This is a genomic window from Streptomyces sp. NPDC055632 (assembly GCF_053618675.1).
In genome coordinates, this window is the sequence record NZ_JBSHHY010000025.1 from 75,382 (window position 1) to 90,359 (window position 14,978).

Here is a 14,978-nt window from a genome sequence, read left to right on the forward strand (position 1 = left end):
CGAGCGACCGGCGGAGGGGTGACGTACCCAAGCGGGAGCCCGTCGAACCGCCAGACGCCGAACCGTCAGACGATCGCCCCGTCCACGAAGCACCAGCGCCACCGCTCGCCCGGCTCGAAGGTCCGCATCACCGGGTGCCCGGTCGAGGAGAAGTGCGCCGTCGCGTGCCGCCCCGCCGAGGAGTCGCAGCACCCCACGTGCCCGCAGGCCAGGCAGAGCCGGAGCTGGACCGGATGCGTGCCGTCCGCCAGGCACTCGGGGCAGGTGTCGGACAGCGGGGCCGGCTCGGGGCGCGGCAGTTCGGCAAGGTGCGGGCACTCGCTCATGATGGCCAGGTTACGTTGCGGGACGAGAGGGCGGGCGGGGACGGGCATGGACGCACTGCAACTGGTGGGACTGGTGGCGGCGAGCGCCGCGATCGCGGGGGCGGCCCGCCGGACCCCGGTGCCCGCCCCGCTGCTCCTGGTCGCCGCCGGCCTCGCCGCCTCGTACGTCCCGGGCGTCCCCGACTACACGCTCGACCCGCACGTGGTGCTGCCGCTGATCCTGCCCCCGCTCCTCTACACGGCCGCCGTCGAGTCCTCCTACCTCGACCTGCGGGCCAACGTCCGGCCGGTCGCCCTGCTCTCCGTCGGGTACGTCCTCTTCGCCACCGTGGCCGTCGGCTGGCTCGCGTACGTCCTCGTGCCCGACCTGCCGCTCACCGCCGCCCTCGTGCTCGGCGCGGTGATCGCCCCGCCGGACGCGGTCGCCGCCACCGCCATCGCCCGCAAGCTGGGCCTGCCGAACCGGATCACCACGATCCTCCAGGGCGAGTCCCTGGTGAACGACGCCACCGCGATCACCGCCTACAAGGTCGCCCTCGCGGCGGCCGTCGGCGAGGGCGTCAGCTGGGCCGGCGGGATCGGGGAGTTCGCGCTCGCGGCCGTCGGCGGCGTCGGCGTCGGCCTGGTCCTGATGGTCCCCATCCACTGGCTCCGCGTCCACCTGCGGGACTCCCTGCTCCGGAGCATCCTCTCGCTCCTCATCCCCTTCGTCGCCTACGCGGCGGCCGAGGAGGTCGGCGCCTCCGGGGTCCTCGCCGTCGTCGTGGTCGGCCTCTTCCTCGGCCACCGCGCCTGGCAGGTCGACTTCGCGACGCGGCTCCAGGACGAGGCCGTCTGGAAGATGGTGGCCTTCATCCTCGAATCCGCCGTCTTCGCCCTGATCGGCCTCCAACTCCCTTACGTCGTCCAGGGGCTCGGCCGGTACGGCGTCGGCGAGGCCGCCGGGTACGCGGTCGGCGTCTTCGTCGCCGTCGTCCTCGTCCGCTTCGTCTGGGTCTACCCGGCGACCTTCCTGCCCCGGTGGCTCTCCGCCCGCGTCCGGGAGCGGGAGCCGGGGGTGGACTGGCGGGCGCCGCTCGTCGTCGGCTGGGCCGGCATGCGCGGAGTGGTCTCGCTCGCCATCGCCTTCTCCATCCCCGTGGTCGCCGACGGCGAGGAGTTCCCGGCCCGCAACCTCGTCCTCTTCCTCACCTTCACCACCGTGATCGGCACCCTGGTGGTGCAGGGCCTCACCCTGCCGCCCCTCATCCGGCTCCTGAAGCTGCCCGGCCGCGACCGGTACGCCGAGACGCTGGCCGAGGCGCAGGCCCAGAGCGAGGCCTCGCGGGCCGCCGAGGAGCGCCTCGACGCCCTCCTCGCGGACGGGCGCAACACCCTGCCGCAGCCCCTCGCCGACCGGCTGCGCACCGTCCTCGACCGGCGCCGCAACGCGGTCTGGGAGCGGCTCGGAGCGGTCGACGAGGCCACCGGGGAGACCGCCGACGACACCTACCGGCGCCTCTCGCGCGAGATGATCGACGCCGAGCGGGAGGTCTTCGTGCGGCTGCGCGACGAGCGCCGGATCGACGACGAGATGATGCGCACCCTGCTCCGCCGCCTCGACCTGGAGGAGGCGGCCGCCTACCGCGAGGAGACGGACGGCTGAACCCCGTCCGGGGCGCCCGTGACCACCGCCGCGATCCGGCTGCCTTTGGGGAACGCGCCCTCCTCCGCCAGGGTCACGAGGCCGTGCAGCATTTTGGCCACATATAGTCGCTCGATGGCGAGTTCATGCCGTTCCTCGAAATCCCGTGTGAACGCCTCCAGAGCCGGGGACACGCGCGCGTAGCCGCCGCCGTGGAAGCGCTCGTCCAGGGACCAGTCGCCGCGCGGACCGCCGTACGCCGCCTCCTGGAGGGCCCGGACCTCCCCGCCCAGGAAGCCCCCCTTGAGGACCGGGAAGCCGAGGGCCCGCTGCCCGGGGGCGAGACCGGCCGCGAGGCCCGCCAGGGTGCCGCCCGTGCCGCAGGCGACGGCGACCGCGTCCGCCGCCCCCGCGAGCTCCCGGCCCAGCTCGGCGCAGCCGTGCACGGCGAGCGCGTTGCTGCCGCCCTCCGGGACCACGTACGCGCCCGCGGGGGCACGCTCCAGGAGCGCGGCGAGGACGGCGGGGTCTTTCTTCGCGCGGTACGTGGCCCGGTCCACGAACTCCAGGCGCATCCCGTCCGCCGCGCACCGCGCGAGGGACGGGTTGAGCGGCCGGCCGGCCAGCTCGTCGCCCCGGACCACCCCGACCGTGGGGAAGCCGAGCAGCCGGCCCGCGGCCGCCGTCGCCCGCAGGTGGTTGGAGTACGCCCCGCCGAAGGTGAGCACGGGCCGCCCGGCCGCCGCCTCCAGGTTGAGCACGAGCTTGCGCCACTTGTTGCCCGGCAGGTCGGGGTGGATGAGGTCCTCGCGCTTCAGGAGCAGCGTGAGGCCCCGCCGGGCGAAACGTTTGTCCTCCACCGGTTCCAGGGGTGAGGGGAGCCGGGGCCGCAGCCGGGAGAGGTCGAACGCGTTCACGGGACCATTGTGTCGCCCGGAAGCCCCGGAAGCCCCGGAAGCCCCGGAAGCCCCGGAAGCCCCGGAAGCCCCGGTGGCCCCGGTGCCCGGCTCCGGCTACCGCATCCGCTCGGCGATCCGCTCCCGCATGGAGGCCATCGTGAAGCCTCTGGGGTCCGACTTCCCCGGCTGCCACTCCAGGTGGCCGATGACCGACCGGTGGGTCCAGCCGTGCACCCGGCACACGGCCGCGGCCGCCTTCGCGATGGCCTCCAGCTGGACCTTCGGCCACGGGTCCACGCCGTCCCCGAGGTTCTCGCACTCGAAGCCGTAGAAGTGCCGGTTGCCGTCCGTGGTGGCCTCGTCGTCCCGTGGCAGGCGCCGCTCGGCGATGACCGCCCGGAGCACCTCGTCGTCGCCGAGCCCGGCGTGGTTGGCGCGCCCGTGGCCGACGAGGTGGACCGTGCCGTCCTTGGCGATCACGCCGTGGCAGAGCGGCCCCGGCAGGCCCGCGTAGCCGTCCCGGCAGACGCGGACGGTGCCGGCGGTGCCCCGGGTCACGGTGTGGTGGATCATCACGCCGTGCACCGGACCCCAGGGGCCCTTGTGGTTGCGGTTGTGGGTGGACCAGTCGCCGACCTGGACGACCTCCAGGCCCTCGTCGCGCAGCGCGGTGAGGAACCTGTTCGCGGACATGGGCGCAGCCATGGCTGACTCCTTCCGGAGGACGGGTGGGCTTCCGGAGTACCGGAGTCCGCCGCTCCGCCGCCATCCGTTCGGACCGTGTGCGAGCCGATCCGGACAGGGGGCCGAAGGGGTCGCCGGGGCTCCACCGTCCGGATGGAAAAACCGGTGACATGCCCCGAAGATCTTCGAACAGTCCCACTCGATTGTGTAATGGCGCGGACACGGTGCGTACTGAAAGGCTTCTCCCGCAACTCAGTCATACGAGAGGGAGTTCCATGTCCGTAGGTTCGGTTGGCGACGAGGTCCTCGCGGAGCAGCAGGCGCCGCAGCAGAGTCTCGGCACCGCCGCCGCGCGGAACCTCGCCACGACCACCAAGTCGGCCCCGCAGATGCAGGAGATCACCTCCCGGTGGCTGCTGCGGACGCTGCCGTGGGTCCAGGTGCAGGGCGGCACGTACCGGGTGAACCGGAGGCTCAGCTACTCCGTGGGGGACGGGCGCGTCACCTTCGTCCAGACGGGCGAGCGCGTCGCGGTGATCCCCGCCGAACTCGGCGAACTCCCCGCCCTGCGCGGCTACGAGGACGAGGAGGCGCTGTCCGAGCTCGCGTCCCGCTGCACCCAGCGGGAGTACGCGGCGGGCGAGACCATCGCCGTCTCGGGCGCCCCCGCCGACCGGGTGTACCTCCTCGCCCACGGCCGGATCGAGCAGATCGGCGAGGGGCCCTACGGCGACGAGGCCGTCCTCGGCGTCCTCGCCGACGGCGCCTACCTCGGCGAGTCCTCCCTGATCCGCGAGGACGCCACCTGGGAGTGGAGCGCCCGGGCCGCCACCGCCTGCACGGTCCTGGAGCTCACCCGGGCCGACGTGCGGAACCTCGCGGACCGGGCCGGCTCGCTCGCCACCCACCTCGCGGCCGTCGCCGCCCTGCCCGAGCAGCGCACCAACAAGTACGGCGAGGCCGCCATCGACCTCTCCGCCGGCCACGTCGGCGAGGCCGTCGTCCCGCACACGTACGTCGACTACGACGCCTCGCCCCGCGAGTACGAGCTGAGCGTCGCCCAGACCGTGCTGAAGGTCCACAGCCGCGTCGCCGACCTCTACAACCAGCCGATGAACCAGACCGAGCAGCAGTTGCGGCTCACGGTCGAGGCGCTCCGCGAGCGCCAGGAGTACGAGCTCGTCAACAACAAGGAGTTCGGCCTCCTCTCCAACTGCGACTACGAGCAGCGGATCCAGCCCCACGACGGCGCCCCCGGCCCGGACGACATGGACGAGCTGCTCTCCCGCCGCCGGGGCTCCAAGATGTTCCTCGCCCACCCGCGCGCCATCGCCGCCTTCGGCCGCGAGCTCAACAAGCGCGGTCTGGTCCCCGAGACCATCGACGTCAACGGCAACCGCATCCCGACCTGGCGCGGCGTCCCGATCTACCCGTGCAACAAGATCCCGGTCTCGGACGCCCGCACCACCTCGATCATCTGCATGCGCACCGGCGAGGCCGACCAGGGCGTGATCGGTCTGCACCAGACCGGCATCCCCGACGAGATCGAGCCCAGCCTCTCCGTCCGCTTCATGGGCATCGACGAGCAGGCGATCATCTCCTACCTGGTCACCGCCTACTACTCGGCCGCAGTCCTCGTCCCGGACGCGCTCGGCGTCCTGGAGAACGTCGAGGTCAGCCGCTGGCGCTGAACCGGCGGCGTCCGGGGGCGGGGGAGTGGACCCTCCCGCCCCCGGGCGTTCCCGGCCCGCCGCGGCGGACGACCGCCGCGAAGGACGCGAAGGAAGTGACCGTGACCATGACCAGCGCGGATGCCGTCACCGAGGGCCAGGGGGCCGTGGCGCTCCTGGACCGGACGCGTACGGCCGTCCAACCCCAACTCCGCTCGACCGTCGAGACCCTGCCCGGGTCCATACGCCGGGTGGCGATGTACCACTTCGGCTGGGAGCACGCCGACGGCTCCCCGGCCGCCGAGCAGGCGGGCAAGGCCATCCGGCCCGCCCTCGTCCTCGCCGCGGCCCGCGCGCTCGGCGCCGAGGAGGCCCGGGCCGTGAAGGCCGCCGCCGCGGTGGAGCTCGCGCACAACTTCACCCTGCTCCACGACGACATCGTCGACGGGGACCCGACCCGGCGCCACCGGCCCACCGCCTGGACGGTCTTCGGCATCCCGGACGCGCTGATGGCGGGCGACGCGATGAGCGCGCTCGCCCTGCGGCTGCTCGCCGAGGACCCGCACCCCGCCTCGGCGGCCGCCTCCGCGCGCCTCGCCGCCTGCGTCATCGAGCTCTGCGCGGGACAGCAGGCGGACTGCGCCTTCGAGCGGCGCGGCCCGCGCGAGGTCTCCCTCGACGAGTGCACGGCCATGGCCACCGCCAAGACCGGCGCGCTGCTCGGCTGCGCCTGCGCCCTCGGCGCGCTCTACGCCGGCGCGGGCGAGGAGGAGGTCGCGGCGATGGACGCCTTCGGCCGGGAGGCGGGGCTCGCCTTCCAGCTCATCGACGACCTGATCGGCATCTGGGGGGACCCGGAGCGCACGGGGAAGCCGGCCGGTGCCGACCTGGCCGCCCGCAAGAAGTCCCTGCCCGTGGTGGCGGCGCTCACCTCCGGGACCCCGGCGGGGGAGGAGCTAGTCGAGCTGTACTCCCGTCCGGTCCTCGACGCCGCGGGGGTGCGGGCGGCGGCGGACGCGGTGGAGCGGGCCGGCGGACGCGACTGGGCACAGGCCCAGGCGGCCGAGCGGATGGGCCGCGCCGTCGAGCACCTGGCGCAGGCGGTCCCGGACCTGGCGGACGCGGGGGACCTGCTGGCCCTGGCGGAGTTCGTCACCCGACGCACGCGCTGAACCCCGTCCCGGGCCGGGGCGGTCACGTCCGGGGACGGTCCGGATCCCCCGCCGCGCGGGGCTCCGTCCGTACCGAACACGTAGCCGGGCACGGCCGAGCCCATGGGCGTCGACGAAAAGGCTTGCGTAACCACTACAAGCAGAGCACTATGGCTGACGTGGTTGCGGACGTGGTCCGCTTCCGGAACTTCCCCGAACGAAAGAGAACCGGTTTGCGCAAGCTCACGTACTACATCGCCTGCACCATCGACGGCTTCATAGGCGACCCCGAGGGCGACGCCGCCTCCATGTACAAGTACGTGGACGAGGCGTACCTCCGGTGGATGAACACCGAATACCCCGAGACGATCCCCACCCAGGGCCGGGAAACCCTCGGCATCGACAACCCCGACCAGCGCTTCGACACCGTGATCCAGGGGATGGGGTCGTACCGGCTCGCCCTGGACATCGGCGTCACCAGCCCCTACAACCACCTGCGCGAACTCGTCGCCACCCGCTCCCTGGCCGAGTCGCCCCACCCGAACGTCGAGCTGATCTCCGGCGACCTCGTCGGCCGCGTCCGCGAACTCAAGGCCGAGGAGAGCCCGTTGGACATCTGGCTCTGCGGCGGCTCCACCGTCGCCGGCGAACTCGTCGAAGAGATCGACGAACTGATCATCAAGACCTACCCGCAGGTGTACGGCAGCGGCATGCCGATGTTCGGCGCCGGCTTCGAGCCCCGGGACTTCGAACTCGACGACGTGCGCGCCTTCGACAACGGCGTGCTCGTCCGCCGGTACTCCAGGAAGCGGTAGCGCGGGCGGCGGTCACGAGGAGCACGAGGGGCGGAAGCCGCGACACCGCACGTGACCGGCAAGAACGACGAGATCGGGAGAAGTCCGGCCACGGGGTGGCCGGACGCGCGGCGGAGCCGTTCGTACCGCTACAGTCCGCGCATGTCATCGGAGTCGACGGAAGTCTGGACCGGCTGGTACCGGGACCGCAGCGGCGCGGAAGCGATCGCCATCACGGCCGACGGGCGGCACGTCGCCGTCCGGATCAGGGGCACCGAGTACGCGGGCGAGAGCTTCGCCGCGCTCGCCGCCGCCGACGGGCAGACCCTCACCGGCTGCGTCCTGGAGTGGGACCTGCCGCTCCCCGTCGTCGTGGACGGCGCCTCCCAGCAGGCCACGCTGAGCTGTCTGCTGACGCTCGGCGAGCGGTCCGACCTCAGCCTCGCGCTGCACTACGGCGGCGCCGCCTTCGAGGCGTGCGTCGCGGGAGGCGACTTCGAGGGGGCCCTCGACCGGGTCCGCCGCCAGCTGCCGCCCGGCGCGGACTTCGGCCGCGGCCTCCTCCAGCCGGCCTGACGGGCCGAAAGGCCCGGGAACGGCGACGAGGACGGCGGCGCCCGGGGAGGGACGCCGCCGTCGTACTCGTACTACCCCTGCCGCGTCAGTTCTTGAAGGCCGAGGCGAGGCCGTAGCGCCACAGCTGGTCGACGCGCGCACGCTCCTGCGCGTTCGGCTGGGCGTTCCGGCAGGACGTGCCGGGGCCGCCGCCCGACATCAGCTCGCTGCACGGGCCGCTGTAGCGGTCCGGGAGCCCGAGGACGTGCCCGGTCTCGTGGGCGGTCACCCGGGTCGAGTCGTACTGCTGGTTCTGCCGGTAGTCGAGGAAGATGTAGCCGCCGCCGTGGCCGTCGGTGCTGGCGTACGAGCCGCGGGAGTCGTTCCCCTCGTAGTAGCGGAAGTCGGGGTTGCTGCCCTCGACGAGCCGGACGTTCACCACCGAGCTGTTCCATATCTGGGTCGAGCGGGCGATCTGGGTGCGGAAGCTCGGCGCGTTGGAGGCGCTGTAGACGACGGTGACGGCGGCCGCGCCGGGGGCGGCGGCGCGCTTCTTCGCCACCGACTTCACGACGGCGTCGAAGAAGGCCTGGTTGGCCTTGGCCTCCGCGGCCGAACCGGCGTACGCCACCGTGGCGTCGGCGCGGGACACGGCCCGGTCGTCGGGCGCGGCGACGGCCGGCGACGCGCCGAGGGAGGCGGCGAGACCGACGCCGAGGGCGGCGGTCAGTGCGGAGGTGAGGACCTTGGAACGAAGCATGGGGGGCTCCTCCTGTGTGGGGTTGGGGAGAGTCTGGAGGGAGCCGGGGCGCGTGGGGATGATGCCAACCCCCGATAGCCCCACCGCATCACCCCTCCTTCGCCCGTCAACGACCTTGGAATGAAAGGTGATCGAGGGGTTCCGGGTATCTGGTGCGACTCAGGGAGCCGCCCTACCCTCGGGGCATGGAGCTGGAGGTGAGACATCTGCGCGCGCTCTGCGCCATCGCGGACGCGGGCAGCCTGCACAAGGCGGCACGTCAACTGGGCATGAGCCAGCCCTCGTTGACCACCCAGCTGCGCCGGATCGAGAACTCCCTGGGCGCCGAACTCTTCTCGCGCGGCCGCACCGGCTGCCGCCCCACCCCGCTCGGCCGCTCGCTGCTCAGCCGGGCCCGCCCCCTGGTCGCCGACATGGCCGCGCTCGTCACCGAGACCCGGGCCGCGGCCGCCCGCGCCGAAGGGTCCGGCCTCCGCGTCGGCTCCACCGCCAGCCGGGCGCTCCCCGGCTGGCTCCGCCGGCTCCGCCAGCGGCTGCCCGGCACCGAGGTCGGCCTGCGGGTGGACGTCTCCGCCCACGCGCTGCTCCGCATGGTCGCCGCCGGCCAGCTCGACGTGGCCTTCGTGCACGAGGTGGAGGGCTGCCCGCTACAGGTTCCCGAGGGGCTCACGGGACGGGTCCTGGTCGCCCGCGAACCGCAGTTCGTCTCCATGGCCCGCGACCACCCGGCCGCCGCCCGGCCCGTCGTGGACCTCACCGACCTCGCCGACGACCACTGGATGGTCGACCCGACCGTCGACGGCGAATGGGACGGCCTGCGCAGGGTCCTGCACGCCGCCGGAATCGATCCGCCGCTGCTGCACGGCGACTACCACACGGCCGCCTCGCTCATCGCCCTCGGCGAGGCCGTCGCGCCCTGCCAGCCGACCTCGGGCCCGCGCGAGGACATGGCCATCCGGCCCCTGCGCGGCGACCCCCTGGCCGTCCGCCTCCTCCTGTACGCGCGGCCGGGCGCCCCGCTGGACACCCTCTACGCGGAACTCGCCGCCGCCTACCGCGAGGCGGCCCTGCGCGCGGCCCCGTACCGCGAGTGGTTACGGAGCCAGGGGGCGGCGGCGGAGGTGTCGGTGGGGCCGTGTCCGGCACCGGTGTGAGCGCCGGGACCCGAAACTCCCCGGCACGACTGCCGCATACTCTCCGGATGATCGCCCTGCACCCCGTCCTGGAGGTCCACCCCGCCGACGGCTTCGACCTGTGGCCGGTGGCGGCCCTCGCTCCGTCCGCACCCCGGTACGCGCCCGCCGTCCGCGCGGTCCTGGCCGTGAGCGCGGACTCGTACCACCGGTGGATCGCCCGGGAGCGGCTGGCGGCCTGGGGCGAGGACGTCACCGGTCTCGTCGCCGCGGAGGAGGAGCGCCGCGCGGCCCTGGGCCGGGCGCGCGACCCGGCGGACGACCCGTTCGCGGAGGGGCAGGGGGAGGCGATCCGCCGGCCGGCCGGCGGAGCTGCCCGAGGACACCGCGGCCCCGGAACGGTTCGGCCGTCGGCGTGGGAGCCGGACAGCGCCCCCGGCTCCGCACGGACCGGCGCCCGAGCCGCCCGTGGCCGCCCCGGGGAGCGGGGCGGGGCACCGCGGCGCGTGGCGGATCGCCCGGGAGGAGGAGCGCGCCGAGTGGACGTTCACGCCCTACGTGGGAGTCGGGCCCCTGCACTTCGGGATGGCCCTGGAGGAGATCGCCGGTGCCCTCGGCGAACGACCGGCCGTCTCGGCCTCCTCCCGTCACGGCGAGGTGCGGCGGCTCGACTTCGCCGACTTCGCCGACTTCGCCGACTTCACGAGGAGCGGGATCAGGGCCCTCTTCCGGAACGGCCGCCTGGGGTGCGTCGCCGTGGACGCCCTCGTCGGACCCCAGGTGAGGCTGGACGCGGCTCCGCTGACCGGCTGCGCGCCCTCCCGGGTGGAGGACTGGCTCGTCCACCGCACGGCACCGCGGCCCGGCAGCCTGACGTACAGCCCCGCCGCCGATCCGGTCTTCGCCGACCTCGGCCTGGCGATCCGGTCCCAGCGGGCCGGCGACGCCGTCCTGACCCGGCCCCTCTTCCTGCTCCCCGACTGGCTCGACCTGTGGCACTCGCTGCCCGGGGAGGAGTGGAACCACTCCTGAGGACGGGCCGCCCCTCCGCGCGCGCACCTGCGGCCGGGGAAAAAGACCGCACCCGGACCGCCGGGGACGCCGTGCTCGGCGCCCCGGCGGTCCGGGTGCGGACAGGTCGACCGGGCGATCGGAGAAATCGCGGGTCGAGCGGCTTGATCGAGGATCAGGCCTTCTTCGTCTCCCAGAAGATCCGGTCGATCTCGGCGATGAGCTCCAGCGCCGCCTCGCCCGTCTTCGGGTCCGTCGACGCCTTGGCGGCCGAGAGGGCCTTCAGGGTGTCGTTGACCAGCTGGTTGAGCTGCGGGTACTTCTCGAAGTGCGGGGCCTTGAAGTAGTCGCTCCAGAGCACCGAGACGTGGTGCTTGGCGAGCTCCGCGCGCTGCTCCTTGATGACCGTGGCGCGGGCCCGGAAGTGCGGGTCCTCGTTGGCCTGGTACTTCTCCTGGACAGCCTTGACGGACTCGGCCTCGATACGGGCCTGGGCCGGGTCGTACACGCCGCACGGGAGGTCGCAGTGGGCGCTGACCTTCACCTTGGGGGCAAACAGGCGGGAGAGCATTGAGCCGTCCTTCCTCGTGATCGTCTTCTCAGGTGGGACATTACTCGGTGAGAAGGGCGTTTTCGCGGGCGCCCCCTGGGGCTTAGGTCAAAAGTCCAGGGTCACCATGGGACTCGTGTACGAGTGGACGAGCGGGTCGGAGGGCCCGCGCGCGGGCGGATCTGGAGGTGCCGGATGAGCGGGTCGGGGCGGGAACGGGCGGGGGAGGCCGGTCCTCCGTTCGGGATCGCCGAGGTGACGGGCGTGTCGATGGTGCCCACGCTGCTGCACGGCGACCGGCTGCTCGTGCACTACGGCGGCCGGCTCCGGCCCGGGAACGTGGCCGTGCTGCGCCATCCGCTCCAGCAGGACCTGCTCGTCGTGAAGCGTCTGATCGAGCGACGCGACGGCGGCTGGTGGGTGCTCGGCGACAACCGGGACGCCGAGGGGGACAGCCGGGTCTTCGGAGCCGTACCGCCCGAACTCGTGCTCGGGCGGGTGCGGGCGCGGTACCGGCCCGTGACGCCGGGGCGTCAGCGGTCGGCCGGAGTGGTGCTCTCCTGGCTGTTCTCGGCGGTCAGGCCGGTGAGGTCGCGGTCGGCGCGGTCCGTGCGCTCCGCCTCCAGGCGCTTGCGGGCCCGGTAGGCGGCCACGTTCGCGCGGGTCGCGCAGCGGTCCGAGCAGTAGCGCCGGGAGCGGTTGGTGGAGGTGTCCAGGTAGGCGTTGCGGCACGGCGGCGCCTGGCACAGGCCCAGCCGGTCCGCGCCGAACTCGGTCAGGTGGAAGGCCAGCCCCATCGCGCAGATGGCCGCGTACCCCGTGGTCGCGTTCGAGGAGTGGTCCGCGAGGTGCATGTGCCAGCGGGGCCGCCCCGCCTCGTCGAGGAAGTCGTGGCCCGAGATCTGGGGGCTGACCGGGAACTCCAGGAGCAGGGAGTTCAGGAGGTCCACCGCCCCCGTGTGGTCGCCCTCGTCGGCCGCCGTGAAGACCGCCCGCAGCCGGGTCCGGATCGCGCGGAAGCGCGGCACGTCCGCCTCGGTGACCCGCCGGGCCATCTGGGAGGCCGAGCCGAAGAGGTCCCGCACCACCTCGACGGAGGTGAGGGAGTCCTTGCCGCGGGCCGGCTCCTCGGTGTTGACCAGACGCACGGCGAAATCCGAGTAATGGGCCAGTTCCACTTGTAGTCCTTACTTCGGCGGGCTAGTGTCTCGGTCGAAGGGGGTAACGGCTGTTTCCCCTTCGAGGGTATTACGAAGTGGGGAGGGCGCGGCGATGACCGGAACCGACTGGGCGGGCTGGCAGCAGAGCTGGGACCGTCAGCAGGAGTGGTACATGCCGGACCGCGAGGAGCGGTTCCGCGTGATGCTCGACATGGTCGAGGCGCTGGTGGGGCCGAAGCCCCGCGTCCTCGACCTCGCGTGCGGTACGGGAAGTATCACGGATCGGCTCCTCAAGAGGTTCCCGGAGGCGACCAGCACCGGTGTCGACCTCGACCCGGCCCTCCTCGCCATCGCCGAGGGACACTTCGCCGGGGACGGGCGCGTCGCCTTCGTGACCGCCGACCTCAAGGACCCCGCGTGGACCGCGGACCTGCCGTACGACGCGTACGACGCCGTCCTCACCGCCACCGCCCTGCACTGGCTCCACGCCGAGCCCCTCGCCGCCCTCTACGGGCAGCTCGCCGGGCTCGTCCGGGACGGCGGCGTCCTCATGAACGCCGACCACATGATCGACGAGGCCACGCCCCGCATCAACGCCGCCGAGCGGGCCCGGCGGCACGCCCGGATGGACCGCGAGAAGGCCGCCGGGGTCCTCGACTGGGCCGACTGGTGGGCCCTCGCCGCGAAGGACCCCGTCCTCGCCGGACCCACCGCCCGCCGCTTCGAGATCTACGGCGAGCACGCCGACGGCGACATGCCCTCCCCGCGCTGGCACGCCGACACCCTCCGCGCCGCCGGCTTCGGCGAGGCCCGGACCGTCTGGGCCTCACCCTCCGACACCCTGCTCCTCGCCGTGAAGTAGCCGGGACGGAGACGGACGAAGGGGCGGTACGGGAGATCCCGTACCGCCCCTTCCCGTGCGCCCTACAGCACCTTGGACAGGAACGCCTTCGTCCGGTCGTGCTGCGGGTTGCCCAGGACGTCGCGCGGGTTGCCCGACTCGACCACCACGCCGCCGTCCATGAAGACCAGCGAGTCGCCGACCTCGCGGGCGAAGCCCATCTCGTGCGTGACGACGACCATCGTCATGCCCGACTCGGCCAGGTCCCGCATGACGTCGAGGACGTCGCCCACCAGCTCCGGGTCGAGCGCCGAGGTGGGCTCGTCGAAGAGCATCAGCTTCGGCTCCATCGCCAGCGCGCGGGCGATGGCCACGCGCTGCTGCTGGCCGCCGGAGAGCTGCGAGGGGTAGTTCCCCATCTTGTCCCGCAGGCCGACCCGGTCGAGCAGGCGCTCGGCGCGCTCGCGCGCCACCGCCTTCGACTCGCCCTTCACCTGGATGGGCGCCTCCATGACGTTGCCCAGGGCCGTCATGTGCGGGAAGAGGTTGAAGCGCTGGAAGACCATGCCGATGTCGCGGCGCTGGAGCGCGACCTCGCTGTCCTTCAGCTCGTAGAGCTTGTCGCCCTTCTGGCGGTAGCCCACCAGGTGCCCGTCGACCGAGAGCCGGCCGGCGTCGATGCGCTCCAGGTGGTTGATGCACCGCAGGAAGGTCGACTTGCCGGAGCCGGACGGACCGACCAGGCAGAAGACCTCGCCGTTGCGGACCTCCAGGTCGATGCCCCGGAGGATGTGGGCGGCGCCGTAGGACTTGTGGACGCCTTCTGCCTTGACCATGGGCTCGCCGGTCATCGGGACACCTCCGGGCGCTTGAACGTGCTCAGGTTCGCCTTGATCCGCTGCCAGGGGGTCGGCGGCAGGTTGCGGGTCGAACCGCGGGAGAAGCGACGCTCCAGGTAGTACTGCCCCACGCTGAACACGCTGGTCAGCGCCAGGTACCAGATGGAGGCGACGAAGAGCATCTCCATCACGGCGCCGGCCGTGCTGCCGATGTTCGACGAGGCCCGCAGGAGTTCGGTGTACTGCACGGCCGAGACCAGCGACGAGGTCTTCAGCATGTTGATGAACTCGTTGCCCGTCGGCGGCACGATCACCCGCATGGCCTGCGGGAGGACGATCCGGCCCATGGTCTTCGTCTGGGACATGCCGAGCGCGTGCGCCGCCTCGGTCTGGCCCTCGTCGACCGACTGGATGCCGGCCCGGACGATCTCCGCCATGTAGGCGCCCTCGTTCAGGCCGAGGCCGAGCAGGGCCACCATGAACGGCGTCATGACGTCCACGGTCTCGTTCTTGTAGATCGGCCCGAGGTCGATGTACTGGAAGATCAGCGACAGGTTGAACCAGACGAGCAGCTGCACGTAGACCGGCGTGCCGCGGAAGAACCAGATGTAGAGCCAGGCCACCGCGCCGGTGACCGGGTTCTTGGAGAGCCGCATCACGGCGAAGAGGATGCCGAGGACGAGGCCGAGCGCCATCGAGACGACGCTGATGATGATGGTGTTCCACAGGCCGCTGATGATCGACGGGTCGAACACCTTGTCCCACACCGTGTCCCAGATGACGTTGCCCTGGGAGAAGGCGTAGACCAGCCAGCCGAGGAGGGCCACGACCACCACGGCGCTGACCCAGCGGCCGTAGTGCCGCACGGGGACGGCCTTGATCGCCTCGTACGGGTTGGACCCCGAGGGGCCGGACCCGGCCGGAGCGGCGGCCGGGTCCTTGTGGATCTTGTCAGTCATGACGACTGCCCTTCAGTGGTGC

17 protein-coding genes are annotated in these 14,978 nt (G+C 72.7%); 9 read left to right on the top strand and 8 right to left on the bottom strand.

Annotated elements, in window-relative coordinates; genetic code table 11:
* Positions 1 to 65: 65 nt before the first annotated feature.
* Positions 66 to 326, bottom strand: a complete 261-nt coding sequence (locus tag ACWGSR_RS27190) for a UBP-type zinc finger domain-containing protein (protein ID WP_376239364.1) — start codon at positions 324 to 326, stop codon at positions 66 to 68.
* Positions 327 to 372: 46 nt separating this feature from the next.
* Between ACWGSR_RS27190 and ACWGSR_RS27195 the strand changes: the two genes are divergently transcribed.
* Complete coding sequence (locus tag ACWGSR_RS27195; protein WP_453569767.1) at positions 373 to 1,971, top strand: Na+/H+ antiporter; 1,599 nt, start codon at positions 373 to 375, stop codon at positions 1,969 to 1,971.
* On the opposite strand, the gene ACWGSR_RS27200 is transcribed toward ACWGSR_RS27195, so the two are convergent.
* Entirely contained in the window at positions 1,947 to 2,867 is a 921-nt protein-coding gene (locus tag ACWGSR_RS27200) for a 1-aminocyclopropane-1-carboxylate deaminase/D-cysteine desulfhydrase (protein WP_453569770.1), read from the bottom strand. The genes ACWGSR_RS27195 and ACWGSR_RS27200 overlap by 25 nt on opposite strands.
* 96 nt (positions 2,868 to 2,963) lie before the next feature.
* Positions 2,964 to 3,554: an N-acetylmuramoyl-L-alanine amidase gene (locus tag ACWGSR_RS27205; protein ID WP_376239371.1), complete on the bottom strand. Its 591-nt coding sequence runs from the start codon at positions 3,552 to 3,554 to the stop codon at positions 2,964 to 2,966.
* A 254-nt stretch (positions 3,555 to 3,808) separates the two neighbouring features.
* Between ACWGSR_RS27205 and ACWGSR_RS27210 the strand changes: the two genes are divergently transcribed.
* The 4 genes from ACWGSR_RS27210 to ACWGSR_RS27225 all read left to right on the top strand — a co-directional run bounded on the left by ACWGSR_RS27210 (position 3,809) and on the right by ACWGSR_RS27225 (position 7,724).
* On the top strand, positions 3,809 to 5,224 hold the full coding sequence (locus tag ACWGSR_RS27210; protein ID WP_376239374.1) for a family 2B encapsulin nanocompartment shell protein: 1,416 nt from the start codon (positions 3,809 to 3,811) through the stop codon (positions 5,222 to 5,224).
* A 107-nt stretch (positions 5,225 to 5,331) separates the two neighbouring features.
* A complete protein-coding gene (locus ACWGSR_RS27215) occupies positions 5,332 to 6,375 on the top strand; it encodes a family 2 encapsulin nanocompartment cargo protein polyprenyl transferase (RefSeq protein WP_453569830.1) in 1,044 nt (347 codons plus the stop codon).
* 212 nt (positions 6,376 to 6,587) lie between these two features.
* On the top strand, positions 6,588 to 7,169 hold the full coding sequence (locus ACWGSR_RS27220) for a dihydrofolate reductase family protein (protein ID WP_453569774.1): 582 nt from the start codon (positions 6,588 to 6,590) through the stop codon (positions 7,167 to 7,169).
* 141 nt (positions 7,170 to 7,310) lie between these two features.
* Positions 7,311 to 7,724 carry a DUF6304 family protein gene (locus ACWGSR_RS27225; RefSeq protein WP_376239379.1) on the top strand — a complete coding sequence of 138 codons (414 nt, stop codon included), beginning with the start codon at positions 7,311 to 7,313 and terminating at the stop codon, positions 7,722 to 7,724.
* An 85-nt stretch (positions 7,725 to 7,809) separates the two neighbouring features.
* Here ACWGSR_RS27225 and snpA read toward each other — a convergent pair whose 3' ends face one another.
* Complete coding sequence (gene snpA, locus ACWGSR_RS27230) at positions 7,810 to 8,463, bottom strand: snapalysin (protein ID WP_376239382.1); 654 nt, start codon at positions 8,461 to 8,463, stop codon at positions 7,810 to 7,812.
* 185 nt (positions 8,464 to 8,648) lie between these two features.
* On the opposite strand from snpA, the gene ACWGSR_RS27235 reads away from it, so the two are divergent.
* Complete coding sequence (locus ACWGSR_RS27235) at positions 8,649 to 9,617, top strand: LysR family transcriptional regulator (protein ID WP_376239384.1); 969 nt, start codon at positions 8,649 to 8,651, stop codon at positions 9,615 to 9,617.
* Between the two features lie 447 nt (positions 9,618 to 10,064).
* Positions 10,065 to 10,628, top strand: a complete 564-nt coding sequence (locus ACWGSR_RS27240; protein WP_453569779.1) for a hypothetical protein — start codon at positions 10,065 to 10,067, stop codon at positions 10,626 to 10,628.
* A gap of 154 nt (positions 10,629 to 10,782) precedes the next feature.
* Here the strand turns inward: ACWGSR_RS27240 and sodN are convergent, their stop codons facing one another.
* The gene (sodN, locus tag ACWGSR_RS27245; protein ID WP_366371825.1) at positions 10,783 to 11,178 is read right to left on the bottom strand and encodes a superoxide dismutase, Ni; all 396 of its coding nucleotides are present in this window, start codon (positions 11,176 to 11,178) and stop codon (positions 10,783 to 10,785) included.
* Positions 11,179 to 11,352: 174 nt separating this feature from the next.
* Here sodN and sodX point away from each other — a divergent pair, with 174 nt between their 5' ends.
* Entirely contained in the window at positions 11,353 to 11,802 is a 450-nt protein-coding gene (gene sodX, locus ACWGSR_RS27250) for a nickel-type superoxide dismutase maturation protease (protein WP_376239390.1), read from the top strand.
* Here sodX and ACWGSR_RS27255 read toward each other — a convergent pair.
* Entirely contained in the window at positions 11,691 to 12,335 is a 645-nt protein-coding gene (locus tag ACWGSR_RS27255) for a CGNR zinc finger domain-containing protein (RefSeq protein ID WP_376239393.1), read from the bottom strand. The genes sodX and ACWGSR_RS27255 overlap by 112 nt on opposite strands.
* Before the next feature lie 94 nt (positions 12,336 to 12,429).
* On the opposite strand from ACWGSR_RS27255, the gene ACWGSR_RS27260 reads away from it, so the two are divergent.
* On the top strand, positions 12,430 to 13,179 hold the full coding sequence (locus tag ACWGSR_RS27260) for a class I SAM-dependent methyltransferase (protein WP_453569783.1): 750 nt from the start codon (positions 12,430 to 12,432) through the stop codon (positions 13,177 to 13,179).
* 62 nt (positions 13,180 to 13,241) lie between these two features.
* On the opposite strand, the gene ACWGSR_RS27265 is transcribed toward ACWGSR_RS27260, so the two are convergent.
* Together ACWGSR_RS27265 and ACWGSR_RS27270 are read right to left on the bottom strand one after the other, a co-directional pair.
* Positions 13,242 to 14,009: an amino acid ABC transporter ATP-binding protein gene (locus ACWGSR_RS27265; protein WP_376239399.1), complete on the bottom strand. Its 768-nt coding sequence runs from the start codon at positions 14,007 to 14,009 to the stop codon at positions 13,242 to 13,244.
* Positions 14,006 to 14,956: an amino acid ABC transporter permease gene (locus tag ACWGSR_RS27270; RefSeq protein ID WP_453569786.1), complete on the bottom strand. Its 951-nt coding sequence runs from the start codon at positions 14,954 to 14,956 to the stop codon at positions 14,006 to 14,008. The genes ACWGSR_RS27265 and ACWGSR_RS27270 overlap by 4 nt, the downstream gene beginning before the upstream one ends.
* Between the last annotated feature and the right edge of the window lie 22 nt (positions 14,957 to 14,978).

Bases quoted from the DNA above. Each gene is read 5' to 3' on its own strand.
- ACWGSR_RS27210 (WP_376239374.1), top strand. From the start codon at position 3,809: ATGTCCGTAGGTTCGGTTGGCGACGAGGTCCTCGCGGAGCAGCAGGCG.
- snpA (WP_376239382.1), bottom strand. From the start codon at position 8,463: ATGCTTCGTTCCAAGGTCCTCACCTCCGCACTGACCGCCGCCCTCGGC.
- ACWGSR_RS27225 (WP_376239379.1), top strand. From the start codon at position 7,311: ATGTCATCGGAGTCGACGGAAGTCTGGACCGGCTGGTACCGGGACCGC.
- ACWGSR_RS27190 (WP_376239364.1), bottom strand. From the start codon at position 326: ATGAGCGAGTGCCCGCACCTTGCCGAACTGCCGCGCCCCGAGCCGGCC.
- ACWGSR_RS27205 (WP_376239371.1), bottom strand. From the start codon at position 3,554: ATGGCTGCGCCCATGTCCGCGAACAGGTTCCTCACCGCGCTGCGCGAC.
- ACWGSR_RS27270 (WP_453569786.1), bottom strand. From the start codon at position 14,956: ATGACTGACAAGATCCACAAGGACCCGGCCGCCGCTCCGGCCGGGTCC.
- ACWGSR_RS27265 (WP_376239399.1), bottom strand. From the start codon at position 14,009: ATGACCGGCGAGCCCATGGTCAAGGCAGAAGGCGTCCACAAGTCCTAC.
- sodX (WP_376239390.1), top strand. From the start codon at position 11,353: ATGAGCGGGTCGGGGCGGGAACGGGCGGGGGAGGCCGGTCCTCCGTTC.
- sodN (WP_366371825.1), bottom strand. From the start codon at position 11,178: ATGCTCTCCCGCCTGTTTGCCCCCAAGGTGAAGGTCAGCGCCCACTGC.
- ACWGSR_RS27235 (WP_376239384.1), top strand. From the start codon at position 8,649: ATGGAGCTGGAGGTGAGACATCTGCGCGCGCTCTGCGCCATCGCGGAC.
- ACWGSR_RS27195 (WP_453569767.1), top strand. From the start codon at position 373: ATGGACGCACTGCAACTGGTGGGACTGGTGGCGGCGAGCGCCGCGATC.
- ACWGSR_RS27260 (WP_453569783.1), top strand. From the start codon at position 12,430: ATGACCGGAACCGACTGGGCGGGCTGGCAGCAGAGCTGGGACCGTCAG.
- ACWGSR_RS27215 (WP_453569830.1), top strand. From the start codon at position 5,332: ATGACCAGCGCGGATGCCGTCACCGAGGGCCAGGGGGCCGTGGCGCTC.